This window comes from Alicyclobacillus dauci, from assembly GCF_026651605.1.
GTDB classification, from domain to species: Bacteria; Bacillota; Bacilli; order Alicyclobacillales; family Alicyclobacillaceae; genus Alicyclobacillus; species Alicyclobacillus dauci.
On the sequence record NZ_CP104064.1, the window covers coordinates 228851 to 254614 of the forward strand.

Genomic DNA, 25764 nt, shown 5'->3' on the forward strand with positions numbered 1-25764 from the left:
CATGATTCGAAATTACCAAAGCGGTGACGAAGCGGCCATTGTCGCACTGTGGAATCGAGCCTGTCCCAAGGAACCGATTTCAATGGAGATGTTTGTCAAACGAGTCCTGGTCGATCCCAACTTCGATTCGGAAGGTCTCATCCTCTACGAAGAGGACGGAGAGCTGCTCGGCTTCACGCTGGGCATCGTCCGCAAACTTCCACTCTCCGGATCGGACCTGGAGCCGGAAAATGGTTGGGTCACAGCGTTTTTTGTGCATCCAGACCATCAGCGGCGGGGAATCGCCAAGAAGATGTTCGAAGCCGTGGAAGCGTTCTTCACCAGCCGATCACGCCGCTATATTTTCTTTTCTTCCTACGCGCCCAACTACTTTGTGCCGGGAATTGACGCAAGTCGTTACCCCGACGCAAGGGCGTTTCTCGATGGCCAGGGATACCGCGTCCTGTACTCTCCCGTCGCCATGGATAAGAACTTGGTCGACTTCAGTATCCCTGCGGACGTCCACGAAGTTGAGGACACTCGCCGCAAGGAAGGTTACGTGTTCGAGTATTTGACACCGAAGCTTATCACCCAATTGGTCGAATTCAACGACACGAAGTTTAATCCGGATTGGGCACGAGCGGTCCGAGAGGCCGTGGGGCAAGGCGTACCGCTCAACCAAATCCTCGTGGCCCACAAGGATGGTCAAATTGTTGCCTTCTGCATGTATGGGGCATACGACGGCGTGGGCGAGCGGTTTGGTCCGTTCGGTGTGGACGACAGTTTGCGTGGTACTGGACTCGGCAAGGTGCTGCTGTACAAATGCCTGCATGACATGAAGGCGCGAGGACTTCACAATGCCTGGTTCCTGTGGACGGGCGAGACGAGTCCTGCGGGCCATCTCTATTATCGGGCCGGTTTTGAAGTAACACGTCGGTTCGATGTCATGCGCAAAGATTTGCAAGCATAGCCGGCTTGAAGGAGCTTGGTCGCCGAGCGGACATTTAAGTGAGTAGATGTTGGACGTACATTCATTCGTTCTACGAGGAGGATGTTTCAGAATGGCAGACAAACAACACCACATTTTGGCAATTGGCGGACACGCCGGGGACCTCGATTTGACTGCAGGTGCGGTCATCGCGAAGTACACACAAGCTGGGCACAAGGCGACATTTCTCCATTTGACGCCAGGAGAAAAGGGGCACCCGCGACTCAGCCCGGAAGATTACGCGAAGCAAAAGATTGAAGAGGCGCACAAGTTTGCCGATATTGTGGGGGCCGATGTTCGCTTCTTGGCTTACAAGGACGCGGAGTTGCCGGTCAATGACGAGGTCAAGTATCAAGTGTGTGACGTCATTCGTGAAGTGAAGCCGGATATCATTATCACGCACTGGAAAGGCAGTATTCACAAGGATCATGAGAACACGCACTGGATCGTGCAAGATGCTCATTTCTATGCGGGTCTCAAGACCATCGAGCGGGAACTCCCGGCCCACTACGCCCGCCACTTGTACTACGCAGATAACTGGGAGGATCCGTATGACTTTAATCCTGAAGTGTTCATGGATATTCCGGAGGACGCGTACGAAACTTGGGTAAAGGCCATGAACGTATACGCGTACGCTCGCGGCGAGACGTACGGATTCCCGTTCATTGAGTACTACAAGGCGTTGACCATTGTGCGCGGAGCGCCGGCTGGATTCAAGCGAGCACAGGCATTTGCTGTCCCTCGCGGAGCATTATCCAAGCGGCTGCAGTTCTTCGACTGATCTTTTGCTGATTTAATTTGAAGATGGAGGGGCCCATGAGGCCCCGGGGGATATATAGACAGAAGAACGGAGTGGATGGCGTGCAGTCGATATGGTCACAGCTGCGTACTGAAGAAGCAAGCGAAGGGTATTCTAACCTGGACATCCGTTCTGTACCGGAGATTATCGCCTTGATGAATGACGCGGACAAAGGCGTGGCTGTTGCTGTTGAGAAGACGACAGCCGAGATCGCTGCGGCCGTTGAGCTCATTGTCATGAAGATGCAGACGGGTGGACGCCTTATTTACGCTGGTGCTGGTACGAGTGGACGGCTGGGCGTACTCGACGCTGCGGAGTGTCCGCCGACGTTTAATACCAGTCCCGAGCTGGTCCAAGCGGTTTTGGCCGGGGGCAGGCAAGCGATGTTTGAAGCCGTGGAAAATGCGGAGGATGACACTTCACTGGCAGAACGCGACTTAGCTGCGCTTCATCTCAACGGCCAAGATGTGCTGGTTGGCATCACGGCGAGCGGTAGAACGCCGTACGTAATGGGGGGACTTCGCTATGCCCGATCCGTCGGCGCCGGTACAGTCGCGCTCAGCTGTAACGTAAACGCACAGGTGAGTGCGTATGCGGATGTCGCCATTGAGGTGGACACAGGGCCGGAAGTGTTGATGGGATCGACGAGGCTAAAAGCCGGGACGGCGGAGAAGATGGTTCTCAACATGCTGAGCACCGCCACCATGATTCGCTTGGGCAAAGTGTATCAGAATTTAATGGTCGACCTGCGCGCGACGAACTACAAACTGGTGGAGCGATCGAAGCGGATTCACATGATGGTGACGGGATCGACATATGAGGAAGCGTCGCGGGTCCTGCAAGAGGCGGGGGGCAGTCTCAAGACCAGCATCTTGATGACACAGCGCAATGTGGATAAGGACACGGCTGTTAAAATGCTCGAAGATGCGCAGTATTTTTTGAGGCGGGCGCTTGAAGCGAATCCGTGAGCAAGGGGGACGCACAGAATGCGCATCGACATGGATCATCTGAAATTGGTGGATCACATTCTGCATCGAGAGGTTGAGGCGGGGCGGCTGCCCGGTGCTGTTTACGCTGTGGGCATGTATCACGACATCTGGCGGCAAAATGCCGTTGGCTACGCGGAAACGCTACATGGTATCAACCGCCCCGTTCATCCCGACACGATATTTGATCTGGCATCGTTGACTAAGGTTGTTGCAACGCTCCCGAGTGTTCTTCTTCTCATTGACGAAGGGGAAATTCGCTTGGAGGACCCAGTGTCAATGTTTCTCCCCGCGTTTGCCCATCCTACAAGCCATGAATCGGCACCAGCAGCGCTCGCCAAAGCCAAGGCTCAGGTCACTATTCGTCATTTGTTGACGCACTCTTCCGGGTTACCATCGCACCGTACGTACTACCAAACCTGTGCAAACCGAGAAGAAGTCATCCAAAAGGTGCTGACTGAGCCACTTGAGGCGTTGCCGGGCACACAAGTCGTCTATAGCGATCTCGGCTTTGTCCTGCTCGGCGAGATCGTCGAAGCTGTTAGCGGCATGCGCATTGACGAGTTCGCGGCGAAACGAATTTTCCAGCCGCTGTCGATGAACGAGACCACGTATCGTCCTCGTGCTGACCTTCGAACACGCATCGCAGCAACGGAGGAGTTCGAAGGTATCGTCAAAGTCGGCGTGGTGCACGATGAGAACACGCATGCGATGGATGGCGTTTCTGGGCACGCTGGACTGTTTGCCCCGATGGACGACATGGTGCGGTACGTTCAAATGTGGCTCGCGGAGGATGCAACGGTGCTATCGCCAGCAGTACGGCGCGCTGCAGTTACATGCTTTACAATGGATCTGAACGGCCGCCGCGCGCTTGGTTGGACTTGTCGACACGACAGTTACGATCACACCGGCGACCTATGGCCCGCATCCACCGTCGCCCACACCGGTTTTACGGGGACCAGCATGGCATTTGATCCCGCAAGTGGGCTGTGGATGGTCCTTCTCACGAACGAGGTTCATTACGGGCGAGAAAATAGAACCATTGGCCGACTGCGGAACCGACTTCACAACCTGGTTGCTGCGGCGCTGCACAAATGAATGGTCTGGAGATGACGACATGAAGTTATATATTGGCGTTGACGGCGGGGGGACGAAGACGGAAGTCTTTGCCTTTGACCTTGAGCACAGACGGGGAAACGTGTCCGCTGGTGCAGCTAGTAACCCGAGCACCGTTGGCTGGGAACAAGCTATGGAAACGGTGGAAACACTGATTCGCACGGTAACGCGGGAAGCCGGCGGCTCCGTCGATGACGTGAAAGGCTTGTCGTTGTGTATGTCTGGTGTGGATCGACCGGAGCAAGGAGAGCGCGTGAGGTCCCACTTCGCACCGCTCTTTCCGAACGCAAAAGTCGAGGTTGCCAACGATGCGCTGGCCGCATTGGCAGCGGGCACGCGCGGCTCGTCCGGAGTGGTGTTGATAGCTGGCACGGGCTCCATAGCGGTAGGCGAGAGCGATCGTGGCAAAGTCGTTCGGGCCGGAGGCTACGGGAACCTCATTGGCGACGAAGGCAGCGGGTTTGTCATTGGTAGAGCCGGACTGATGGCCGCCGTTCAAAGCCGGGAAGGTCGGGGACCGGAGACCACTTTGTGGGAGCGGACCAAGGAACAGTTTGGTATTGCCCAACCGGGCGAGATCATTCCAAAAATCTACGGATCGCACCACCCAGTAGGGACAATCGCATCATTTGCTCCTCACGTCCTCGCTGAGGCCACGCATGACGAGGTTGCGGCGCGCATTGTCGCAGAGGCGGTGGACAATCACGTCGCACTGATTCGATCCGTCCGCACCCAGCTGTCAGATGACATTTCGGATAAAGTGATTCTGGCAGGCGGCCTGTTCACCAATACGCCTGTCCTGGCGGATAAGGTCCGGCTCGCTTTGCCCGAGTTGACGTTTACTGTCCTCAAGGAGCGGGCATCCGCTGGTGCAGCCTTGCGGGCATTGGCATTCTCCCAAAGTGGTTCATGGAGCGGGGAGCCTGCTACGAGTGGCCTTATCGACGCCTGGGAGGAAGCGGTACGCGCGACTTCGTAATTGGATCGCGTTCCATCAGGACAGTAAGGAGTGCGAAAGACGAAATGAAGCCATCATCTTACATTCGGATGAGCGTCTATTATCTGTTGTTCTACACGACCGTTGCCGTCTTTGCACCCTACTTTAACCTGTACCTGACGACGCGGGGACTCAGCAGCAGTCAAGTGGGTATTGTCTTGGCCGTCATGCCACTCGTGGGACTCGTGGTTCAGCCTATGTGGGGAATTTTTACTGACTGGTTTCGTTGGCGAAAAGGAACGGTCTACGTGGGCCTCATCGTGTGCCCGTTACTTGTCCTCACATTTCCCCTGCTCCACGGATTTTTCCCCTACGTCGTCGTTGCAGCCCTGATAGCCGCATTTCAGACCGGGCTGATCCCGGTGATGGACAGCATGACCGTGTTCAATGCTGGCGCCCGAAACTATGGGAAAGTTCGGTTGTTTGGCTCCCTTGGCTATGCCATTACGGTGGGCATAGCGGGCCGACTGTACCATGAAGGGAATGTCAGCACCATTGTTCCTCTCTACGTAATTGCCGCCGCGATGGCACTTGTCGGGTTGCTGCTGTACCCAAAAGCCGACATGGAAGCACCTGTAACTGTGTCAGGAAAACGCACACTTTCGCCCTTTTCTGGGATTGGCAAGCTCGTGCAGAACCGCCGTTTTGTCTGGCTGCTTGTCTTTACCCTCCTCGTCTCCATCAGTACGCAGATGAATTCAAACTTCTTCACGCTTTACTACAGCGGCTTGCACCGACCGCTTGGGCTGCTCGGTCTCATCTACAGTTTCGGTGCCTTCAGTGAGCTGCCGTTTTTCTTCATTTCCGGCAGATGGATTGAGCGGTACGGGGCCGAACGGATGATGCTCCTGGCGAGTAGCGTATTTCTATTTCGCTGGTTGATACTGGCTTTTGGTCCCCCAACCTGGGTGTTATTTTGTCTCCAATTGTTACATGGACTATCCTTCGGGATCTCGTTTGCAGCTGGTGTCGCAGTCGCCAGTCAGTTCAGTGAGGTTTCCAATCGGACGACAGCTCAGACGGTGTACAGTGCAGTGAACGTCGGTCTGGCGGCGATGATCGCGAGCGCACTCGGCGGCGTTGTTCTGCAAGCATTCGGCCCTCGCACGCTGTACGCCTGTTCGACTGTCGTCAGCGCAGTCGGCGTCCTCGGGATGATTGGACTTCTGCGCGTTATGCGGAAGCACGGGCAATTTGACAACGCGCCGAGTGTTCAGGCGGCGGAGACGCGGGACTGATGTGGTGTGTGGACCGTGGAGTTGGAAGGGACTTGCGCGCGGTGGGGGCAGGGATGTTGGCGTGGTGCTGCGGGCCTGTGGGGCATGGCGGCTTGCGGGCGGCGCTGCCGCAGGTTTGGCCGGGTGGCTGGCGGCTTGTGCGCGGCGTTGCAGCTAGCCTAGCGGATGGGACTCTAGGCGTGACCTCAGCGGCCGCGATAAGGCCCTGGTATTCCCTAGTTGATCACTCTGTCTCAAGCCACCGCAGAGAAGGGACCGGGGAGTCCGTTGTTCCGGATGTTCAGCGGCCGGATCGACAAAATGAGGCGAATAAAGACCCTGGGTTCCCTTAGTCATCCAGAGAGTATTGAAGTACCCTTCACAAGGGACTTGCGATCCGCTATTCCATTCACTTCGGCGGGGCACCACCATCCGGGGCACCCGCAGGACTCCACCTCCGCAACCCGGTCTGCCCTAGCCCGCTCCGCGTGTAGAACCCCGTTCTTAGTACCGTATCTGTGAATTACCCAGTTATTATTAGTACGCGACCTATATGCGGGTTACAGGCACTTTCGGTATTACAATCTTAATTAGACTCCCATGCCGCCGGGGCGGCACCAGCAGAAGGATGAAAATGCCTTTGTGTTGAATGATTTTTTGGTGGCTGGCGAAGGCAGGTCGTCACTCCTTGGTGCCTCGAGCCCGCTGATTAGACTGACTACGACGACCAGGTGCACCACAGAATGTCGCTCTCCTCCTCGGAGAAGCACGCAGGATAGAATGATCCGTTATGGTCGTTGCACCAGCCCTTCAATATTACCAGTCCATCAGGAAGGATTGGCATGGATGTCGTATACGAACGTTGTTGCGGCCTCGATGTGCACAAGAAGACGGTGGTCGCCTGTGTGCTGACGCCGGAGGCCAAGGAGATTCGCACGTTCTCCACGATGACGGAGGATCTCCTGGAGATGGTTGACTGGTTAGGACAACATGAATGCACGCATGTTGCTATGGAAAGCACAGCTTCATTCTGGAAGCCAATCTACAACCTTCTGGAGTCGGCGGACTGTCAAGTGCTTGTGGTGAACGCCAAGCACATGAAGAACGTTCCGGGCCGTAAGACCGATGTGAAGGATGCCGAATGGATCGCCGGATTGCTCCGCCACGGGCTGTTGCAAGCCAGTTACATCCCCAACCGTGAACAACGGGAACTACGAGAACTCATTCGCTACCGCCGAAGTCTCATTGACAAGCGGGCAAGAGAGGTGAATCGGGTTCAAAAGGTGTTGGAAGGTGCCAACATCAAGCTTTCTGCAGTGGCCAGCAATACACTTGGCAAATCTGGGCGGGCGATGTTGGAAGCAATGATCCACGGAGAAGAAGACCCGGAGGTATTGTCAGGGTTAGCCAAAGGCCGGATGAAGGCGAAGAAGGCCGATTTGCACAAGGCACTGAATGGGCTTATGGGCTCCCACCAACGAATGATGCTGGCAGCCCAATTACGTCACATCGATTACTTGGATGAAGAGATTGCCCGGCTGGATGAAGAAGTCAAGGAGCGCATGCTCCCTTTTGAAGAAGACCTGGAGCTAGTGGACACCATCCCCGGTGTCGGTCGACGAACAGCAGAACAAATTCTGGCTGAAATTGGGACAGACATGACCCAATTTCCGTCTGCTGCCCATTTATGCTCTTGGGCAGGACTGGCTCCAGGGAACAATGAAAGCGCCGGGAAACGAAAGTCGGGGAAAACACGCAAAGGGAATCAAAAACTCAGAGCAGCGCTGGTGGAAGCAGCACGCGCAGCGGCGAGAACGAAGCAGACTTATCTCTCTGCCCAGTACCATCGAATTGCAGCTCGAAGAGGCAAAAACCGTGCAGCAGTTGCAGTGGCCCACAGCATCTTAACCATCGTGTATTACGTGTTACAGCGACGTCAGCCTTATATTGAACTCGGCCCAACATATTACGAAGCACGCAAGAAAGACGCAGTCGTAAAGCAGGCGATCCGGAAGTTGCAATCACTCGGGTTGGAGGTCACCGTAAAACCTGTTGCATAAATGACCTCCAGACATCACAGAGTTCCTTTTAAAACCCATCTTGTGGGGGGCTTATTTCAGTATGTCGTTTTACCCTGGTCATCGCTCAATTATTTTCAGGATAGTGTAATAGGTATGAATAGTATTTTGAACCGCTGCATATGTACACCTCATTCAAATAGCTTAATCAGGCTATTCGACTTGAAGCCAGATTCACCTGTCTGTTCTTTTGGTGATGTCTACATGTTTTTAGTTTATATTTCCAATTAAGGTTGCCGTCTTTTCTCTCCGGTACGAAACCTAACTTGTTTGGTTGTTTCTGTTTCTCTCATGGGCAGATATCATAATTGTGAATGCAGGATAATGGGGTGACAATTTTAAAGCATTGGTGAAAAATGAGAAATTGATGTGGGTGTTCCCCGCTGTGCTTCATGTTTCTACCTTGGGATAAACACCTACATCCCAGTGCCGATCCATCCTCTCCGAACTCGCAAACCTATCTACTCCCCTCGAAAACATTGCCTCTTTACAACCAGGTGAGGATTGCTAAAATTCTATTTATCACGCAATTTAGATATTGTGGGTGATGGCGTCAGGCAAGTGGTCAAACAAGAGAGAAATGTAGATTCAAGAGAGGAGGTCGCCGCGTGGACAACACACAACCGAAAAAGAAAAAGGGTAGTCCGTGGTGGTATTTGCTTGTGTTGGTTCCCCTTATTGGAACGTTATTTCCGTCATTTTATTCGTCCGTATCGCCGGAATTGTGGGGCATTCCTTTTTTCTATTGGTACCAAATGTTGTGGGTCATCATCAGTGCGCTCGTTACATCCGTGATGTACCTTGCACTCAAGGATTCATAATTTCATTGAACTAGTGAGAGGAGGATTTACATCCCTATGAAATGGGCCGCACTGACTGTTTTTATTATATTCTTTCTACTTGTAACCGTACTGGGGTTTGTCGCAGCGAGGTGGCGCAAAGGCGATCTCGGTCATATCGAAGAGTGGGGCCTCGCGGGCCGTCGGTTTGGGACTATCGTGACGTGGTTCCTCGTCGGTGGCGATCTCTACACTGCCTACACATTTATCGCCGTTCCGGCATTGATGTACGGCGCCGGGGCACTGGGCTTTTACGCAGTGCCTTACACCATCGTCGTGTACCCGATTTTCTTTATGATTCTCCCGCGTTTTTGGTCGGTTGCGAAGAAGCACGGATATGTAACCGCTTCAGACTTTATTGAAGGTCGGTTCGACGACAGACTGCTGTCGTTGGCCATTGCCATCACAGGTATTGTCGCGACCATGCCGTACATTGCGCTACAGTTGACGGGCATGCAGGCTGTTATCGCTGCCATGGGTGTCGGTGGTGAGTGGCCTTTGATCGCGGCGTTTATCATCCTCGCGCTCTACACGTATACGAGTGGTTTGAGGGCGCCGGCGATGATCGCGGTCGTGAAAGACTTGATGATTTATATCACAGTTATCGTTGCCATTATCGTCATGCCAATGAAGCTCGGTGGATTCAGCCACATTTTCACAAGCGCGCAAGCAGCTTTGGCCACACACACGCCGAAAGGTGCCTTTGTGGCAACGCCGGCACAGTTCTCCGTTTATGGCACACTCGCGCTTGGCTCCGCGCTGGCACTGTTCTTGTATCCTCATTCGATGACGGGTGTGTTTAGCGCAAGCAGCCGCAAAGTAGTCCAACGGAATATGGCACTGTTGCCCGCTTATTCGTTCGCACTCGGCATCATTGCGCTGCTCGGGTTCATGGCGTTGGCTGCGGGCATTCATACGAAGTCGTCGAACGCGGCTGTACCGCTTCTCTTTTTGAAAGAGTTTCCGCAGTGGTTTGCCGGCTTTGGCTTTGCGGCCATTGCCATCGGAGCACTGGTTCCAGCAGCTATCATGTCGATCGCGGCGTCGAATCTGTTCACGCGCAATATTTACAAGTCGTACTTTGTGAAAAATGCGACACCGCAGCACGAGGCGAAGGTTGCGAAGTTCGTGTCGCTGATCGTGAAAGTGGGCGCACTGGTGTTCATCATCGGTTTCCCGCAACAGTACGCCATCAGCATGCAACAGGTCGGCGGTATCCTCGTGTTACAAACGGTGCCTGTGCTGATTTTCGGCCTGTACACACGTTGGTTCCATCGTCGTGCATATCTCATCGGGTGGATCGTCGGTATCGTGTACGGCATCTATATGTGGGGCACAACTGGATATAAATCAACAACCTATGTGCTGCACCTGTTTGGTCAGGCGATGCCGGCTTATGCTGGGATATGGGCCCTCATCGCAAACATCATCGTGACGGTTGTTCTGTCGCTTGTCTTTAACGCCGTAAAGGTCGGCCAAGGTGAGGATAAGACCACTGCAGCTGACTATTACACCGAAGCGAGCATGTAAGTGGAAAATGGGTAATTGTGAACGGGCGGATCGACATGGACGATCCGCCCGTTTTCCATTTTATTCAGCCCCAATGCGAAGCCCCGCCCGCCCATGTCTCCAGGCGAGAGGGCCGAGCTTATTCCTGTACCACCTCGGCTTCGTGTTTTCCGAACGCAATGAAATAGTAAATAGCCCCGATTAAATAGAGGATCGCGGTCGCCGTGAACACGATAGCATAGCCGTTGTAGGAACCGAATTGGTGGACGATATGTGTGCTGACAGGGCCCATGACAGCCCAGCCGAGGCTCCATAGTGTTTGCCCGGCACTGACAGCGAAGCCCCGTAAATCCTCGCTGACGAGGGCCATCATGATGGAGTCTTGGATCGGGTTGGCGCAGTTCATGAGCGCGTTTCGGATGATGACGGCACCAGACGCGAACAAGGCATTGTTGGCATAAGCGGTGGTCAGGAGAAACGGGATGGAAGCGAGTTGGAACGAGACAGCCGCTTTAACGGGTCCCATGCGCTTCGCCATGGCAGGACCAACGAACATGGCCAGCGCTGTGACAGCTTGTGCCAATCCGATGACAATGCCAATGCCAGCCTTCGTCATGTGAAACCGTTCGGCAAAGTACAGGTTCAAATACGGAATAACAAGGCCTGCACCGAACCCGATCAGCGTCGAAGCGATGGCGAATTTGGTGATCAGCCACAATTGTGACTTTTGAGCCTTGAATCGGCTTAGCGCCCCGGACAACTTGAATGAATGGGCCGATGTTTTTGGAGATCGAGGAGGATCCGCAATGCGCGAGAATGGAACGAGTGACGTGAACATGACGAGTGCGCCGAAGAGAAGGGTGAGGCGGAGGGACCAAACGGGATCGAGAAAGGCTGTGAACACCTGTGCCAGGCCTCCAGAAATCATGCTCCCGAAAACTTGTGCGATGAGTCCGAGCCCGAAGTTCATGCTGAATAGGTGAAAGCGGTCTTCCTTCGCCGTGTTTTCTGCGAGTAGAGGCAGTACGGAGACCCAAATCACCGATGTGAACATCCCCGACAGGAAAGCCCCAAGCACGATCATCCACGGTACCTGCACAAACACCTGCCCAACCATCACGCAGCCCAAAAGCGCCGTGGCGATGAGGACGGATTTGCTGCGGCCGTACCTGTCACTGATCATCCCCGCAGGAACCAACGACAGCGTACTCGCAAGTGAATTCGCCGCCACATACGCACCTGCCACGGTATCGGGCAGGCCCATGCTCTTGATATATAAGTTGTAGAGAATGCCGAAGAACCCCTGGCCGATTTGGGACAGGAAAGTTGCTATGAAGAATAGACGAACATTGCGATGTGCCGCGATAAGAACGTCTAGATAGTCTCGAAAGATGGATGCCATAGACCCGGTTACCTCCAGAAGAATAACAACCTTCTGAGAATAGCACATTGTGCTGCCGCCGGCGACGGGGGTGTTTTCGAGTTTTTCCAATCTAGTGCAAAAGACCTATGTGAACTTACGCCTTCAGGCCGATTTCTCGGCAAGCAGAAAGTCGTACGATTTCCGTACAACATACAAGGAGGCGTACGGGAATGAGTCCAAACGTGTACCTCGCTATGAAACTGGTGGAACTGGATCGGGTTGTGCTGGAAAAGAAATCGAGAGAACTGTGGAAGTACACGAGTCTACATCGGCGTCATTCTTCGACATGCGATCCCGGTTCTAAGCAGTAATCGTAACCAAAATATGCTGGTGGACGGATCTAGGGTATGGGATTCGTTCGCCGCAGGGCCGGGCCGCCGGCGGCGCGTGGTGATTAGCGGTATTAGGGAACTAGGGGGCACCGTTCGCGGCCGACTCGGTGGGGCCGTGCAGCGTTTTCGAATAGAGGAATCATGGTCCGTTGTAGGCATACTTCAGTGACCAGAGATTCGTCAAGGGAATCGAGTGCCTCTATCGGGTCAATCGCGGGAACCGGGTGGCCGTTTCGGTGCCAACAGCGGACTCCCGGTGTCTTGTTTGCCGTTGAAGAGATAAAATGTTGCGAACTAAGGAACAAGAGTCCGTTCCGCGGCCGAGCCGGAGTGCGGCGTACCCGAAAAGTATGTTATTATCACAGATTGGCCAAAAGGGACTTCGTCCAAGCCGCAAAATCCTTGACTGACGGTTCTTTGCCTTCCTCTTTGCACTTCGTGACGTACATTTCCCAAATGGTTTCTTCGTTAGACTTGCCTGATTCTTTTGTCACATCGTCACCTCATATGTCTGACATCGTTACGCTTGTAAGCGGCATTTCACGACGCACCATGTCACGTTATATGTATAACATGTCCAAATATGTAAATGTCATTCGGAGCAACGTGGCGAGAAAAACTTTCGCTTGCCACGGAAAGACGACGATATGATTGCCCAACGAACTGATAGAATAGATAGAAAATTGGTATATTAGGGAGTTGCCGTGTTCATGACAGATCGATACCGTGAGGCTATGCGTGCACTTGCTGAGCGCCTCAAGGAATACTATATCTATCCAGAAGTGGGTGAGCGGCTGGCCACTCTGCTTATGGGAGAACTCAGTGGGAAGTATGACGGCATTGCGGACCCTCGTCAATTCGCTGACAGGTTGACTGATGATTTATATGAAGTGCATCGGGATCGACATGTGAGAGTTCGGTTTCATCCAGGTGAGTTCGATCCCGCCGAAGACGACAGTATGACGCTGACTCCTGACCTGCTGGAGGAATTTCGACGGGAGGGGGAGACGACCAATTTTGGATTCCAACGAGTAGAGCGATTGCCGGGGAATGTTGGATACATCGACATTCGGACGCTTATGCCCGCGGAGGTGGCCGGTGAAACCGCGGCTGCGGCTTTCAACTTTGTATCACACACGAATGCACTCATTCTCGACCTTCGTCAAAATGGCGGAGGAGTGCCCAGCATGGTTAGCCTGATTTGTGGCTATTTGTTTTGTCCGGCCGTCCACTTAGATTCGATGTATTGGCGTAAGGGAGAGCGGATCGAACAGACGTGGAGTCTCCCTTATGTACCCGGTCGCCACTACGGTGAAAAACCGGTCTATGTACTGACGTCACGGCGGACGTTCTCTGGCGCCGAGGATCTTGCATATACGCTCAAGCAATATCGTCGAGGCGTGATCGTGGGCGAGACGACGCTCGGCGGTGCGAATCCGGGAAAAATCTTTCGGCTGACTGAGGACTTCGTTTCGTTTATTCCAATGGGACGCGCAATCCACCCCATTACGGGAACAAATTGGGAGGGCGTGGGCGTAGAACCAGATGTCGCCGTCGATGCGGAACACGCTCTGACATGCGCGTACGAGCGAGCGCTACAGTATATCGCATCGCTGCCGTCACTGCCTGACCTGCTGCAAGATGAGGTTGCGGAAAAACTGAGCGAAATCCAGAACGAAAAATAGCACCCACGCTGTCATCTTTTACAATCCTAGCTGGGCCGATTGGCATCGGTAATTTTTAGCGTGATCGACTATCAATTGATGGACGATCACGCTAAAATGTGTTTGGTGCACGGGCTGTTTAGCAGCCAACAAAACACAAGTATGTTTGGCTGAGCTCTGTGACAGGACATTGGATTCATTTTGATTATGAGGGGATAAAGCGAAATATGCAGAAAACGACAAACCGTAAGATGGTCACCATCGCCATGTTGGTTGCCGTTTTATTGGTCGCCATTGATGTCACCGTCGTCAGCACGGCGATGCCGCATGTCGTAAAGGAACTTCAGGGACTCAACCTATACAGTTGGGTGTTTGCTATCTACACCCTGACGACTTGCGTGACCACGCCCATTTATGGGAAACTAGCCGATCTCTTCGGCCGCAAGATGATTTTCAGCATCGGCGTCATCTTGTTCGTTCTCGGCTCCATGCTCTCGGGGGCTGCCCAAACGATGCCGCAGCTCATTTGGTTCCGTGCCTTCCAGGGCATCGGTGCCGGCGCCGTCATGCCAGTCACCTTTACCATCATCGGCGATCTCTACCCCGGTGAACAACGCGCCAAAATGCAGGGCATGTTCAGCGCCGTCTGGGGCGTTGCCGGTTTGCTTGGTCCGCTTGTGGGCGGCTTGTTTGTCGATCACATCTCCTGGCGCTGGATTTTCTACATCAACCTCCCAGTCGGAGCCGTCTCGCTGATCTTAGTTCTGGCATTCCTTCACGAGACGTTTGAGAAGAAGGCCAGGCAGGTCGACTACCTCGGGGCTATCGTGTTCACCATCGGGATTTCCGCTCTTCTCTACGCGTTATTGAGCGGTGGCAGCACATACCCCTGGGGGTCCGCAACCATCATCACCTTGTTTATCGTGTCGGCCGTGTTCATCGCGTTGTTCTTGGTCGTGGAATCGAGAGTCAAGGAGCCCATGTTACCCTTGTCCCTCTTCGCGATCCCGGCCATCGGCGTCTCCAACATCATCGCCTTCTTGCTTTCGTTCGTCTTAATCGGCGCGAACGTTTACTTGCCCATGTGGATCCAAACCATTTTGGGTCACTCGGCTACGGCTTCAGGGTTGACGTTGATGCCGATGTCCATTGCTTGGCCGTTGGGATCGACGTTTGCAGGTCGCTATATGTATCGCCTTGGCGCCAAGGCCACGACTGTCATCGGCTCCGCTCTCGTCGTTGCGGGCAGTGCGTGGATGATGGCTGTTTCGTTGGGATCGCCATACTGGTACTTTGTCGGCCTCATGGTCATCGTGGGCCTCGGCATGGGCTATGCCGTGACACCGACCACCGTCATGGTGCAGTCTGCCGTCGGCTGGCAAATGCGCGGCGCCGCGACGGCCTCAAACACATTCGTCCGATCCCTAGGCCAAACCGTCGGCGTCACCATCTTTGGTACCATGTTCAATTCATCCATCACGAATTACGCGAAGACGCACTTTCACACGCCAGCAGGCTTCAACGTCAACGCGGTCATGAACGCCCAAGGCACAAGTGGTGCAGCGTCTCACATCTCAGCGGATGTCATGCAAATCGTTCGCCAAACGCTGGCACACGGCATCCACTTGATCTTCGTCCTGATGTTCGCCATTGCTATCGTCAACTTCATTGTCACCTTGATGCTGCCGTCCCATCGAAAGGTCATGGAGCATCAAGAACAGGTATCACAATCGCACTGATGCACTCGGTGCTTGGTGCCGGATGCTCGGCTGCCTGCATCGCGCTTCCAGCGGTCCCTGTCGCATGCCTGTCTAGGCAGGCCACGACAGGGACCGTTTTGCTCTATGCAGGGAAGGTGTGCTGGGTGCGGGGGCATTCGGCGCGCACGGTACGGATGAACGGAGGAGTTTTATTCCCTTGAGTGAAAGCGTATGGGATTTTAGTGGCAACAGCCACATGTATCTTCCTTTCCACGAGCTTCCTCGACCGCTTCCCATCCTTCTTTAACAACGTAGTATACCAATGCGAGAGAAGCGACGGAATCAATCCACCACCAACCAAAGAGTGCGGTCAAAATCACACCAGCTAACACGATCCACGCCATGTACGCACAAACCATACTGCATGATCCGTCCGCACGCAGTGCTTTACTGCCAATCTCTGAACCTATCCGTTTTTTCGTTCTCGAAAGATACGGCATGATAACGCCCGAAGCAATCGCTAATCCAATTCCCAAGAAACTCGTTTCCGCTCCTTGATGGGTGACAAGCTTATCAATCGACGTGACTACGATATAAACCGTGAGTAACAAAAGAGCGATTCCCACTACCCAGGAAGATGTTTTTTCTGCCCATTTCACCCGAGCAACGCTGGCATCTCGCGCTTCAATGATGAGTCTCCAAAGAAGTACAGCACCTGCCACCAATTCAATAATGCTATCCACCCCGAAAGCGACGAGCGATAAAGAATGTGCAATAATCCCTGAGCCAATCGCAACAGCAGCTTCAATGACCATCCAAATAATCGATACGAGTTCAATATTAATCCCTTTTTTAACGAATGCCGCACGTGTACCCATTGACTTCCCCCCCTTTAATGATAGTGATGTCTTTCGCTCGTCGCACAAAGCAAATCATCATGATGCGGATGAGCTAAAATAATCAGTGTCATGAAAACGCCAATTTCATCTTCCCTGCTGGGGCATGGGAGTGATCGTGTGTATGGTCATGACTGTGACTATGCGTGCTCATTTATTGACCCCTTAGCCGACGCACTCTCGTGATTTATGTGTGTCGCATGGTCGATCCCCATTTGTAGTAACCCCATAATGTGTGCATCATCGTGACGATAATAAATGGTATTGCCTTCCCTGCGGTTTTTCACCAAACGTAGATCACGGAGATGCCGTAACTGATGCGATACCGCAGATTGCGTCATATCTAATAATTCAGCTAAACCGCAAACACATAGTTCCCGCTTGGAGAGGTTATACAGAATGCGAATTCGCGTTGGGTCCGCGAGGGCTTTAAACGTTTCAGACAGATCATCAACGACGTGAGTTTCTAGTTGCTCAACACAGTCATTTAGTGAATCTAAGTGAACTACGTTACAACATGCATCTTGACTATGCTCCAACAGACACACCACCTATATGATCATTTATTCATATACTCATTATATACTCTGGGTCTTCCATTGTTCTTCATAAACGACCACAAATCTCATATACGTCCGACAGTGCATGACAAAGTCTGAGTACATGTAGGATAAACAGAAAAAATTGCCACATGTCTGGGCTTTACGTCACCTGCTGAAGGCGTTCCATTTGTATCCCACCCCGTTCCAGGTAATGTAAATAACGGCCCATAGAATCTTGTCCCTCCTTAAAGCATAGGTAATTAAAGTACAGAAGGGGGGCTTTTGTGGCCGGTGTTTACGAATTACGAAGAAGTCATTGAGTTGTTTTTCCTGACATTAACACTAGGTATTGATGTGTTTTTCGTTGGTGCAAGTCTTGGAACAGGCAAGGTAAGTTCGAGATCATTAAAACTTTTTTTAATATATGTTGGGGTCTTTCACCTTTTGTTCTCCTTCGCTGGGATTACTGTTGGTACCTATCTGCATATGCTAATGGGTGATTTTTCGGAGATACTTGGTGGAATAATTATTATTTCCACAGGTTTCTTCTTTTTGGTTGGTACAATTCGTGATCGCAAGGAAAATGAAGTTTTGCTTCAATCAAAAACTGTATCCCTCGCATTCGCAGTTAGTACGGAATGCTTTTCTACTGGGATCGGCGTTTCAATGCATCTTCACATTATTTTGGCTATACTCTTTGCATTTACTTTTGTTGGGGTAGTGTCGGGGTATCTCGGTATACGACTTGGTCGGAAAATCGGAAATGATTACGGATTATCAGGGAGCTTCTTGGGTTCAATATGCTTGGTTGCTGTCGGTTGCTTGTTTTTGGTCTGGTGAGCAGCTTCAACCAGGTTGCCTCCCCAGTTTTTTGTCATTGCGTAGGTGAATGACGACTTGGCAACCGATACTCCAAATAGCTCTATCCAAATGAAAACTGATGATGAGGACGACGCCATGCTTACCGTCTATTCAGCCTTGTTAACTGGGTGTATATCATTTGCTGCTACAAACATAGACGATATTTTCGTTCTTACGGCCCTTTTTTCACAATCTGATTCAGTGAAGCGAAAAGCATATATTGTTGCCGGTCAGTATTTGGGCATGTGTTTGCTTATTATACTGAGTTCCATAGGGGCACTTGGAGCACTGATTATCCCAAAGACATGGTTGGGATTGCTCGGCATCGTCCCCATTTATTTGGGTGTAAAAATGTTCTATACAAAAGAAGAGGCGAAAACCAATTCCCGGAACGTATTGATTGATTTGAACACCTACAAAGTAATGCTCATTGTGATTGGTAATGGAGTTGATAACCTTAGTGTGTACATTCCTTTGTTCGCGCAAGGACACTGGGTCCACCAGGCAATTGTGGTGATCATTTTCCTCATTCTTACTGGAGTGTGGTGTTGGATCGCCTACAAAGTCGTATACAACCCATGGTTGGGTAAATTTATACAGAGCTACGGACACCTAGCGGTCCCCATAATTCTAATTGGGATCGGAGGATACATTATGCTAGAGGCAGGGTCTTTCTCCATCTTTGGTACACGTTAAGCCCCTTGCAATATACATTTACGTAGGTTACCCTCATCAAATCCACAATTAAGGGATAAATTTAACAGGCTCTGACCATGGTTCGTTTGTCGTATTCATCACAAACTCTCCCCCGTATACTGACAGATATCAAAGGGCAGAGGCGGGGGAAAATTGGGTTGGTTAAGTGCATGTATTACAGCAAATTTGATTGGTATCGGTTCTAACTTTGACAACTGTTGTACTGGAATCGCATACGGCAGTGGTAAAATAAAGTTCCCCCACTGGGTAAATGCTATCGTCAATACTGTCGGATTTTTCACAACTCTCCTCGGGGCATATGCTGGGGAGATCATCTCACACTACCTTAATGCGAGTCAGGCGTCATGGACAGCCTGCAGTGTACTTGTTTGTATTGGATTGTTTTTCTGGTATTCAGCGTACATTCATCCCCACATTTCTCAGAAACAAGAACAAACGCGTTTGCAAAAACCAGGGTGGAGACAAGGAATCGTTTTGGGTTTAGCACTGTCATTCACGAATTTGGTCACTGGGTTCGGAGCCACAATCTCCAATGCGGCGTCATTTTGGGCAACCGTTACCAGTGTAACGATCTGGGGATACATCATGATTTGGCTTGGCAACGTTATCGGCATCGGTGTACTTGCAAGATTGTTGGGGAGATACTCTTCATTTGTTGCTGGCTTATTACTGATTGCGGTTGGTATCCATCAAGTTTACTAGTGGCGCACAACAACTTTATCCGTCCACATTCCCCGCATTTTCACCCGTGAGGTAAAACAAGCTAACTGGCATGTGAATGGGTAATGACGAGTATCACCCCGCTACATAACGTTGACCCTATTGTGGAACATACCAGAACCCATACCACATCCCGCGTATCTTTGATCTTTCCATTACGTAAACATGCTAGAAATATCACTTGGAAAACCAGTATGGTTAATGTCAATGCAAATGAAGGTAAAAAACGCATTGGTGCATTCCACACTTTCACTCTCTATATGCGATAACACAAAAAAGGAACAGAGAGCGCGCAAACTCAAATTCAGTCGTTATCAATACCTGTTGCCCAATAAGAGAGGCTATGCTCGTAGCATAAGTCTGGCGTCCCAGTATTTCTGTGACCTAACCTTATACCTTAGCCTCCTAGACACATACCACAAAGATCCAATTGTTTCCTAGATACTAAGCACCACTATCGAGTTCATACGAGCAGAAAATTATGGTTGCATATTTACAATCCTGCGCATATTATGGGACCGAGAGTTGCACAAGGGAAAAAGTTTTAGTGTACACTAATTGTCCGAATTGTACTTGTCCTACATACCCGACGCATCTGTGCTTATTTGACGGGCAATTTCGGCCTAAAAAGTTTCCCTTGACTAAAACTTTGTCCGTTGACTAAATATACGAACGCAGGTTGCTTTGTAAACCACATTGAAGGGATGTGTATTTGATGAGTGCACCGTCAGCTCAAATTGAAGAAAGTAAGACTGTTATCGCAGCTCGCGCGGTAATTACAAATCAAAAAAGGGGGATTCGCGCTCTAATTCCATTTCTAGGTCCTGCTTTTATTGCAGCCATCGCCTATGTGGATCCTGGAAACTTCGCGACAAACATTCAGAGCGGTTCAGAATTTGGCTACAAGCTTCTTTGGGTTGTTGTTCTTGCAAATCTGATGGCAATGCTCCTACAAAACTTATCAGCTAAACTCGGCATTGCGACAGGTAAAAACCTCCCGGAAATGATAAGAGAATACTGCCCGCGTTGGTTGTCTTACATTATGTGGGGTTTTTCCGAGGTTGCAGCAATGGCAACCGACCTTGCTGAATTTTTGGGCGCGACGCTCGGTTTAAATTTGCTGTTTCATATTCCAATGATGATTGCCATGATCCTAACCGGTATTACGACGTACTTGATTTTAATGCTCGATCGCTTTGGCTTTAGACCGCTGGAAAAGTTTATAGCGGCATTCGTCATCGTTATTGCGCTGTGCTATGTAGTGGAGACCATATTATCGAAACCGCAGTTCAGCCAAATTGTGTACCACAGTGTCGTGCCTTGGATGGGTAACAGTAATGCAGTTTTGTTGGCAGTGGGCGTGATCGGTGCAACCGTGATGCCTCACGCGGTTTATCTACATTCCGGACTAACCCAAAACCGAATTGTTCCACGGGACGACATGGAGAAACGAAAAATTGGTCGTTTCAACACACGTGAAGTCGTTATTGCATTAACACTCGCAGGGTTCGTAAATTTATCCATGATGTATATGTCAGCTTCCGTTTTCAACGGGACTGGACACACGCAGATCGCAGACATATCCACTGCATATCAAACGTTAACACCGTTGCTCGGCTCAGCCTCAGCCGCTGTATTTCTGGTCTCCTTACTAGCTTCTGGATTCTCAAGTTCCGCAGTCGGAACGATGGCAGGTCAGATTATCATGCAAGGTTTTGTAGGCTTTACCATTCCACTCTGGATTCGCCGCGTAGCTACAATGATTCCGCCAGCAGCAATTATTATGCTCGGAGTAGATTCAACACAAGCTCTTGTCATCAGCCAGGTTATACTTAGCCTCGTTCTTCCTGCACCTGTCATAGCTCTCGTTTACTTTACAAGGCGTCGGGACATCATGGGTGTACTGGTCAATAAACGGATCGTAACTGTCTTAGCGATAATGAGTACGATTGTTATCGTGGCCCTAAACCTGTTGCTGCTGTATCTCACGTTTGGCGGATCCATTCCGGGATTAACTTAAATTGTCACGTAACGACTGTTCATATTGGGAACTCTCGATCCGAACCTTGTGAGGTGAGTAAATGGATGCCCTTTAGTCCGACACAAGAAGACTATCTTGAGGCGATTTGGGATTTGACCATGAGGCATGGATACGTCCGAGTGAAAGATGTCGCAACGACATTAGAGATCAACAGCTCCGCTGTGAGCAAGATGATTGAGAAACTTCATAAAGATGGCATCGTAGAGCGCAGGCGTTACATGGGGTTTCGAATGACTCCTGATGGGTATCAGCGAGGTCAAAAATTACATGAACGAAGAACCGTCATCAAAGCATTCTTGGAACGTATGGAGTTGGATAGCTCAGATACGGTACACCAAACGGTTGAAGGTGTTGAACATTATGTTTCAGACGAGGTATTGAACAACATGAGACATTTCCTCGATTTCATTCAACTGCACCCACAATGGTGGGAGCAGTATCGTAATTGGCGAAAGTTCGACAATGTACAGAATGAAGATGTACAGAATGATGAATCGTTCAATCCTTGAGGAGGTGAGGAACATGGAATATCTTGTTGGAACTGTTACCGTGGGTACTGTACTGGTGACTCGTCACGTTGTCAGGACTCGTGTTTTACACAACGCCCAGGAAACAAAACAACATGTAACAAAGTCGTGAGATATTAAGAATTACTCAATACAGAAGAAGGTCAACCAGTCTTATGACATGGTTGACCTTCTTCTGTATAGAAGCTTAGACAGCGCTACAATTCCCTTAATAAATCTGAGGTCATTGAAGTCTCCCTATAAGGGACTGACAAACTGTGTCGATAATTCTCTCAACATTAGCCGTAACATTTTGGTATGCTATGTAGCATAAATATACGTAAGTTCGAATACACATCCAACCCTGCCAACTACCAACTGGCACCCTTAAATCGTAAGCAGTGCACCGCTCGCCTAACGGAATGCGTCAAATTGGACCCCATGCCACCTACGGCCAGCATGGTGGCCCGTCATACATGGTTTTACAGGGAGGCCGGCAAGGGCAGCCGTTAAGCTACACGAGATAGAGAGCTTAATAAAATCAAAGGGAGGAATTGCGGATGAAGCGATTGGAAGGTGGCGTGACGGCGCCAAAGGGGTTTATGGCATCCGGGATTCGTGCGGGGGTCAAAAAGGAAGGCAGAGATGTTGCGCTGGTCTACAGTACGCGTGAAGCCAACGTGGCGGCGACGTTCACGACGAACGTAGTGAAGGCGGCACCGGTTGTGTTGTCGCAGGAGACGGTTGGCAAACGGCCTGTGGGCCGGGCGGTTGTCATCAACAGCGGCAATGCGAATGCGTGTACGGGTGACGTGGGATTGCGAGACGCGGCGCAGATGCGCGAGTCTGTGGCAGTTGGGTTGGGGATTGCGAATCGGGATGTCTTGGTGGCGTCGACGGGTGTGATTGGGGTGCCGTTGCCGATCGAGACGGTGTGTGCCGGAATTCGCACGGCATGTGCGGAGTTGGGGGAGACGCGGGAGGCAGGTACAGCTGCGGCAGAGGCAATTATGACGACGGATACATATGTGAAGGAAATGGCGGTGAGCGTTGAGATCGATGGGAAGACGGTGACTGTCGGGGGGATGGCGAAAGGGTCCGGCATGATCCATCCGAACATGGCGACGATGCTTGCCGTGCTCACGACAGACGGCTCCGTTGACGCGGCGACGCTGCAGGCATTGCTCCGGGAGACGGTCGCGGACACGTACAACATGATTTCCGTTGATGGTGATACGAGTACGAATGATACGGTCTTCATGATGGCAAACGGGCTGGCGGGGAATGACACGGTGACGGGAACGCATCCGGATTACGGTGTGTTTCGGGATGCAGTTCGGTATGTTTGTACGTTTTTGGCGAAGCGGATCGTTGGGGATGGCGAAGGGGCATCGAAGCTTCTGGAGGTGCAGGTCTCGGGTGCTGCGACGAGTACCGACGCACGTGTGCTGGCGAAGAGTGTCATCAACTCGAATTTGGTGAAGACGGCCTTTTTTGGTGAAGACGCGAATTGGGGCCGGATTCTCGCAGCCATGGGGTACTCGGGTGCTTCGTTTGATGCGGCGGGTGTTTCCATTGCATTTGAGAGTGCTGCTGGGCGTATTGATTTGATGAAGGCTGGAGAGCCGGAGCGTTTTGATGAGGATGTGGCGAGTGGGATTCTGAAGGAGCGGGAGATCGTGATCGACATTCACCTCCGCGATGGCGACGGTCGAGCGACGGCATGGGGCTGCGATTTGAGCTACGACTATGTGCGGATCAACGGGGACTACCGGACGTAACGGCACGTTCCGCACACCTGTGTGCACAAACCTGTGTACAAGCAGATAGGGCCACCCGCAAAATTCCCCAGCAGGTGGCCACAATCCACAGAACTATCCACATCATATGATGCTGACGACTTTATTTGACTTCCGCCGCGAAGCTTGCCTCTAATTCATCCACAAGGCTGCCCACATATGCGACCGCGTCGGAAATGGGCTGGCGGGTTGACATGTCCACGCCGGCCATTTGCATCAGCTCAAGCGGGCGCATGGTTCCGCCGGCTTTGAGAACTTCTACCCAGCGCGATGCAACAGATTCGCCTTCTTCGCGAATTTTCTTGGCGACGGCGGTTGCTGCCGTGAGACCCGCGGAATAGGTGTACGGGTAGAGTCCCATGTAGTAGTGCGGCTGCCGCATCCATGTGAGGCTCGCACCTTCGTCGATCTCGACGGCATCACCCCAAAAGTTCGTAAGCAGCTCGGCTTTCTGCTCGGAGAGCAGTTTGGCCGTGATGGCCTTGCCGGACTCGGCGAGCCGGTAGACACGACGTTGCAGTTCTCCCTCGAGCAAGTGTGTGACGTAGTTGTGGTAGTAGGTGCCAAGCAGCTGGCTGATGACCCAGCGGCGCATGCGTGGGTCGGTGGTGTGTTTGAGGACGTGATCGGCAAGGAGCATTTCGTTCATCGTCGATGGCGCTTCGATGAAGTACATGGACGGACGCGTGTTGCCGATCCGCTGGTACTTGTTTGCCATTGCGAAATGCCCAGCGTGTCCCAGCTCGTGCGCGAGGACAAAGGCGCTGCGCATGGTGTCGCCCCAAGTGATGAGAATATACGGGTGTACGCCGAATGGGCTCGAGCAGAATGCCCCAGTGGATTTCCCCACGTTATCCACATAATCCACATATCGATCCCGCAAGGCCACCTCGATGTTTTTGCTGTACTCGGGACCGAGTATTTGCACGGCGTCGAGAATCATCTTCGAGGCGTCGGAGATGGTGGTTTGGGGGTTGAAATCGGGATCGAGCGGGACTTTTAAGTCGCAGAACAACATTTTGTCGAGACCATGGAGACGCTGACGCAGCTTCGCGAGCCTCCGCATGTGCGGTGCGAGCTCGGTCTGAATGACGTCCAGCAGATTGTTGTACATGTCAAGTGTCACTTGTTGGTTGAAGAGCAGCATCTCCGTTGTGGATGAGAAGCCTCGCAGGCGAGCCATGGTTACTTCTTGGTTGACCTGTGTTGCGTAAGCGGACGCGAATGTATTCTTGTACTGGTTGAGCGTCTTGACGAACGACTGGTTGGCGTTCCGCCTCAACTCGGTGTCCGGTGTGAATTCGTAGATGTCTTCGTAGAGTGCGAACGAGACTGGGCGATGGTTGCCGTTTGCATCTGTTGCGGAGTCAAATTGCATGTCGGATAATTTGCTGCGGGAGTATATGACGTAAGGCGCTCCGAATGTTTGTCCAAGTGCCGCCAACGCCGTTTCCGTATCGGGCGACAGTTGGTAGGGTTTGAATTCCAGCAGTTGCCTGAGCGTCTTCTCGAACGGTTTGAGGCCAGTGGTCTTCTGGATAAAACCGTCGATCACGCCATCCGGCATAGCCAATATCTCGGACTGAATGAAGGATAGCTTGGCACCGACCTCGGCGACTAAAGCGGCGGATTTGTCGGCGTTTGCTTGATTGAGCGGGTTCGTTCCGTCTTCGGACTGGCGCAACGAAGCATATGTCGTGACGCGGACGATGCGTTCATCCAGCTTTTCCTGCGCTTCCAAACATTCTAGCAGAACGTCAGGCGAGTCAACGAGATGCCCTTTAAATCGTGTGAAGTGTTCAGCGTCGTTGAGAATGGCTTCCACTTCATTCGACCAAGTTTCATCAGAGGTGAATAGGTCGTCCAGGTTCCAGGTGAGTTCTTTCGGTGCAGCATCTCTTGTCAAACGATCCAACATGATGTATTCGACATCTCCTTGACGTAATAATAGTTAGACAAGAATGTCTATTCAGTTATCCATTTCTTCCATTCTATCATGGAGAACCGGAGGATGTTCGAAAAACAGAGAATACTCGTCACTCAACTCAGATGTTT

25 protein-coding genes are annotated in these 25764 nt (G+C 51.7%); 20 read left to right on the plus strand and 5 right to left on the minus strand.

The window, feature by feature from the left end; genetic code table 11:
• The first annotated feature begins 1 nt into the window (after window position 1).
• The 10 genes from NZD86_RS01135 (at window position 2) to mctP (ending at window position 10529) form a co-directional block, all read left to right on the plus strand.
• The gene (locus tag NZD86_RS01135) at window positions 2-949 is read left to right on the plus strand and encodes a GNAT family N-acetyltransferase (RefSeq protein WP_268044633.1); all 948 of its coding nucleotides are present in this window, start codon (window positions 2-4) and stop codon (window positions 947-949) included.
• A 91-nt stretch (window positions 950-1040) separates the two neighbouring features.
• Entirely contained in the window at window positions 1041-1748 is a 708-nt protein-coding gene (locus NZD86_RS01140; protein ID WP_268044634.1) for a PIG-L deacetylase family protein, read from the plus strand.
• 89 nt (window positions 1749-1837) lie between these two features.
• Complete coding sequence (murQ, locus tag NZD86_RS01145; protein ID WP_268046746.1) at window positions 1838-2734, plus strand: N-acetylmuramic acid 6-phosphate etherase; 897 nt, start codon at window positions 1838-1840, stop codon at window positions 2732-2734.
• Between the two features lie 18 nt (window positions 2735-2752).
• Complete coding sequence (locus tag NZD86_RS01150; protein ID WP_268044636.1) at window positions 2753-3850, plus strand: serine hydrolase domain-containing protein; 1098 nt, start codon at window positions 2753-2755, stop codon at window positions 3848-3850.
• Between the two features lie 19 nt (window positions 3851-3869).
• Window positions 3870-4847 carry an N-acetylglucosamine kinase gene (locus tag NZD86_RS01155; protein WP_268044638.1) on the plus strand — a complete coding sequence of 326 codons (978 nt, stop codon included), beginning with the start codon at window positions 3870-3872 and terminating at the stop codon, window positions 4845-4847.
• 44 nt (window positions 4848-4891) lie between these two features.
• Complete coding sequence (locus NZD86_RS01160) at window positions 4892-6103, plus strand: MFS transporter (protein WP_268044639.1); 1212 nt, start codon at window positions 4892-4894, stop codon at window positions 6101-6103.
• Window positions 6103-6435, plus strand: a complete 333-nt coding sequence (locus NZD86_RS01165; RefSeq protein WP_268044640.1) for a hypothetical protein — start codon at window positions 6103-6105, stop codon at window positions 6433-6435. The genes NZD86_RS01160 and NZD86_RS01165 overlap by 1 nt, the downstream gene beginning before the upstream one ends.
• A 489-nt stretch (window positions 6436-6924) precedes the next feature.
• The gene (locus NZD86_RS01170) at window positions 6925-8142 is read left to right on the plus strand and encodes an IS110 family RNA-guided transposase (protein WP_268044641.1); all 1218 of its coding nucleotides are present in this window, start codon (window positions 6925-6927) and stop codon (window positions 8140-8142) included.
• Between the two features lie 626 nt (window positions 8143-8768).
• On the plus strand, window positions 8769-8981 hold the full coding sequence (locus tag NZD86_RS01175; RefSeq protein ID WP_268044642.1) for a DUF3311 domain-containing protein: 213 nt from the start codon (window positions 8769-8771) through the stop codon (window positions 8979-8981).
• A gap of 36 nt (window positions 8982-9017) precedes the next feature.
• Window positions 9018-10529 (plus strand): monocarboxylate uptake permease MctP, encoded by a 1512-nt coding sequence (mctP, locus tag NZD86_RS01180; RefSeq protein ID WP_268044643.1) that lies wholly within the window; start codon window positions 9018-9020, stop codon window positions 10527-10529.
• Window positions 10530-10647: 118 nt separating this feature from the next.
• Here the strand turns inward: mctP and NZD86_RS01185 are convergent, their stop codons facing one another.
• The gene (locus NZD86_RS01185) at window positions 10648-11910 is read right to left on the minus strand and encodes an MFS transporter (RefSeq protein WP_268044644.1); all 1263 of its coding nucleotides are present in this window, start codon (window positions 11908-11910) and stop codon (window positions 10648-10650) included.
• A 191-nt stretch (window positions 11911-12101) separates the two neighbouring features.
• Between NZD86_RS01185 and NZD86_RS01190 the strand changes: the two genes are divergently transcribed.
• Both NZD86_RS01190 and NZD86_RS01195 read left to right on the plus strand, forming a co-directional pair.
• Window positions 12102-12242: a hypothetical protein gene (locus NZD86_RS01190; protein WP_268044645.1), complete on the plus strand. Its 141-nt coding sequence runs from the start codon at window positions 12102-12104 to the stop codon at window positions 12240-12242.
• A gap of 19 nt (window positions 12243-12261) precedes the next feature.
• Window positions 12262-12432, plus strand: coding sequence for a hypothetical protein (locus NZD86_RS01195; RefSeq protein ID WP_268044647.1), 171 nt, complete (start codon window positions 12262-12264; stop codon window positions 12430-12432).
• 190 nt (window positions 12433-12622) lie between these two features.
• Here the strand turns inward: NZD86_RS01195 and NZD86_RS01200 are convergent, their stop codons facing one another.
• Entirely contained in the window at window positions 12623-12757 is a 135-nt protein-coding gene (locus NZD86_RS01200) for a hypothetical protein (protein ID WP_268044648.1), read from the minus strand.
• Between the two features lie 216 nt (window positions 12758-12973).
• On the opposite strand from NZD86_RS01200, the gene NZD86_RS01205 reads away from it, so the two are divergent.
• Together NZD86_RS01205 and NZD86_RS01210 are read left to right on the plus strand one after the other, a co-directional pair.
• Window positions 12974-13948, plus strand: a complete 975-nt coding sequence (locus NZD86_RS01205; protein ID WP_268044650.1) for a S41 family peptidase — start codon at window positions 12974-12976, stop codon at window positions 13946-13948.
• Between the two features lie 206 nt (window positions 13949-14154).
• Window positions 14155-15666 carry an MDR family MFS transporter gene (locus NZD86_RS01210; protein ID WP_268044651.1) on the plus strand — a complete coding sequence of 504 codons (1512 nt, stop codon included), beginning with the start codon at window positions 14155-14157 and terminating at the stop codon, window positions 15664-15666.
• 200 nt (window positions 15667-15866) lie between these two features.
• On the opposite strand, the gene NZD86_RS01215 is transcribed toward NZD86_RS01210, so the two are convergent.
• Both NZD86_RS01215 and NZD86_RS01220 read right to left on the minus strand, forming a co-directional pair.
• Complete coding sequence (locus tag NZD86_RS01215) at window positions 15867-16505, minus strand: cation diffusion facilitator family transporter (RefSeq protein WP_268044653.1); 639 nt, start codon at window positions 16503-16505, stop codon at window positions 15867-15869.
• Window positions 16506-16663: 158 nt separating this feature from the next.
• Window positions 16664-17062, minus strand: coding sequence for an ArsR/SmtB family transcription factor (locus tag NZD86_RS01220; protein ID WP_407655196.1), 399 nt, complete (start codon window positions 17060-17062; stop codon window positions 16664-16666).
• Between the two features lie 294 nt (window positions 17063-17356).
• Between NZD86_RS01220 and NZD86_RS01225 the strand changes: the two genes are divergently transcribed.
• From NZD86_RS01225 to argJ, 6 genes are all read left to right on the plus strand, one after another.
• Window positions 17357-17905: a manganese efflux pump MntP gene (locus NZD86_RS01225; protein WP_268044654.1), complete on the plus strand. Its 549-nt coding sequence runs from the start codon at window positions 17357-17359 to the stop codon at window positions 17903-17905.
• Between the two features lie 57 nt (window positions 17906-17962).
• The gene (locus NZD86_RS01230) at window positions 17963-18622 is read left to right on the plus strand and encodes a cadmium resistance transporter (RefSeq protein ID WP_268044656.1); all 660 of its coding nucleotides are present in this window, start codon (window positions 17963-17965) and stop codon (window positions 18620-18622) included.
• Window positions 18623-18775: 153 nt separating this feature from the next.
• Window positions 18776-19345 carry a manganese efflux pump MntP gene (locus NZD86_RS01235; RefSeq protein ID WP_268044657.1) on the plus strand — a complete coding sequence of 190 codons (570 nt, stop codon included), beginning with the start codon at window positions 18776-18778 and terminating at the stop codon, window positions 19343-19345.
• Between the two features lie 733 nt (window positions 19346-20078).
• Window positions 20079-21383 carry an Nramp family divalent metal transporter gene (locus NZD86_RS01240; RefSeq protein ID WP_268044658.1) on the plus strand — a complete coding sequence of 435 codons (1305 nt, stop codon included), beginning with the start codon at window positions 20079-20081 and terminating at the stop codon, window positions 21381-21383.
• Window positions 21384-21448: 65 nt separating this feature from the next.
• Entirely contained in the window at window positions 21449-21913 is a 465-nt protein-coding gene (locus NZD86_RS01245; protein ID WP_268044659.1) for a metal-dependent transcriptional regulator, read from the plus strand.
• A 557-nt stretch (window positions 21914-22470) separates the two neighbouring features.
• Window positions 22471-23691: a bifunctional ornithine acetyltransferase/N-acetylglutamate synthase gene (gene argJ, locus NZD86_RS01250; protein WP_268044660.1), complete on the plus strand. Its 1221-nt coding sequence runs from the start codon at window positions 22471-22473 to the stop codon at window positions 23689-23691.
• A 121-nt stretch (window positions 23692-23812) separates the two neighbouring features.
• On the opposite strand, the gene pepF is transcribed toward argJ, so the two are convergent.
• The gene (pepF, locus tag NZD86_RS01255) at window positions 23813-25627 is read right to left on the minus strand and encodes an oligoendopeptidase F (protein WP_268044661.1); all 1815 of its coding nucleotides are present in this window, start codon (window positions 25625-25627) and stop codon (window positions 23813-23815) included.
• Window positions 25628-25764: the final 137 nt, after the last annotated feature.

Coding starts and splice junctions, on each gene's coding strand:
- NZD86_RS01205 (WP_268044650.1), top strand. CDS start 12,974: ATGACAGATCGATACCGTGAGGCTATGCGTGCACTTGCTGAGCGCCTC.
- NZD86_RS01135 (WP_268044633.1), top strand. CDS start 2: ATGATTCGAAATTACCAAAGCGGTGACGAAGCGGCCATTGTCGCACTG.
- NZD86_RS01240 (WP_268044658.1), top strand. CDS start 20,079: ATGAGTGCACCGTCAGCTCAAATTGAAGAAAGTAAGACTGTTATCGCA.
- pepF (WP_268044661.1), bottom strand. CDS start 25,627: ATGTTGGATCGTTTGACAAGAGATGCTGCACCGAAAGAACTCACCTGG.
- NZD86_RS01215 (WP_268044653.1), bottom strand. CDS start 16,505: ATGGGTACACGTGCGGCATTCGTTAAAAAAGGGATTAATATTGAACTC.
- NZD86_RS01170 (WP_268044641.1), top strand. CDS start 6,925: ATGGATGTCGTATACGAACGTTGTTGCGGCCTCGATGTGCACAAGAAG.
- NZD86_RS01165 (WP_268044640.1), top strand. CDS start 6,103: ATGTGGTGTGTGGACCGTGGAGTTGGAAGGGACTTGCGCGCGGTGGGG.
- mctP (WP_268044643.1), top strand. CDS start 9,018: ATGAAATGGGCCGCACTGACTGTTTTTATTATATTCTTTCTACTTGTA.
- NZD86_RS01185 (WP_268044644.1), bottom strand. CDS start 11,910: ATGGCATCCATCTTTCGAGACTATCTAGACGTTCTTATCGCGGCACAT.
- NZD86_RS01160 (WP_268044639.1), top strand. CDS start 4,892: ATGAAGCCATCATCTTACATTCGGATGAGCGTCTATTATCTGTTGTTC.
- NZD86_RS01140 (WP_268044634.1), top strand. CDS start 1,041: ATGGCAGACAAACAACACCACATTTTGGCAATTGGCGGACACGCCGGG.
- NZD86_RS01245 (WP_268044659.1), top strand. CDS start 21,449: ATGCCCTTTAGTCCGACACAAGAAGACTATCTTGAGGCGATTTGGGAT.
- NZD86_RS01190 (WP_268044645.1), top strand. CDS start 12,102: ATGAGTCCAAACGTGTACCTCGCTATGAAACTGGTGGAACTGGATCGG.
- NZD86_RS01210 (WP_268044651.1), top strand. CDS start 14,155: ATGCAGAAAACGACAAACCGTAAGATGGTCACCATCGCCATGTTGGTT.
- NZD86_RS01150 (WP_268044636.1), top strand. CDS start 2,753: ATGCGCATCGACATGGATCATCTGAAATTGGTGGATCACATTCTGCAT.
- argJ (WP_268044660.1), top strand. CDS start 22,471: ATGAAGCGATTGGAAGGTGGCGTGACGGCGCCAAAGGGGTTTATGGCA.
- NZD86_RS01155 (WP_268044638.1), top strand. CDS start 3,870: ATGAAGTTATATATTGGCGTTGACGGCGGGGGGACGAAGACGGAAGTC.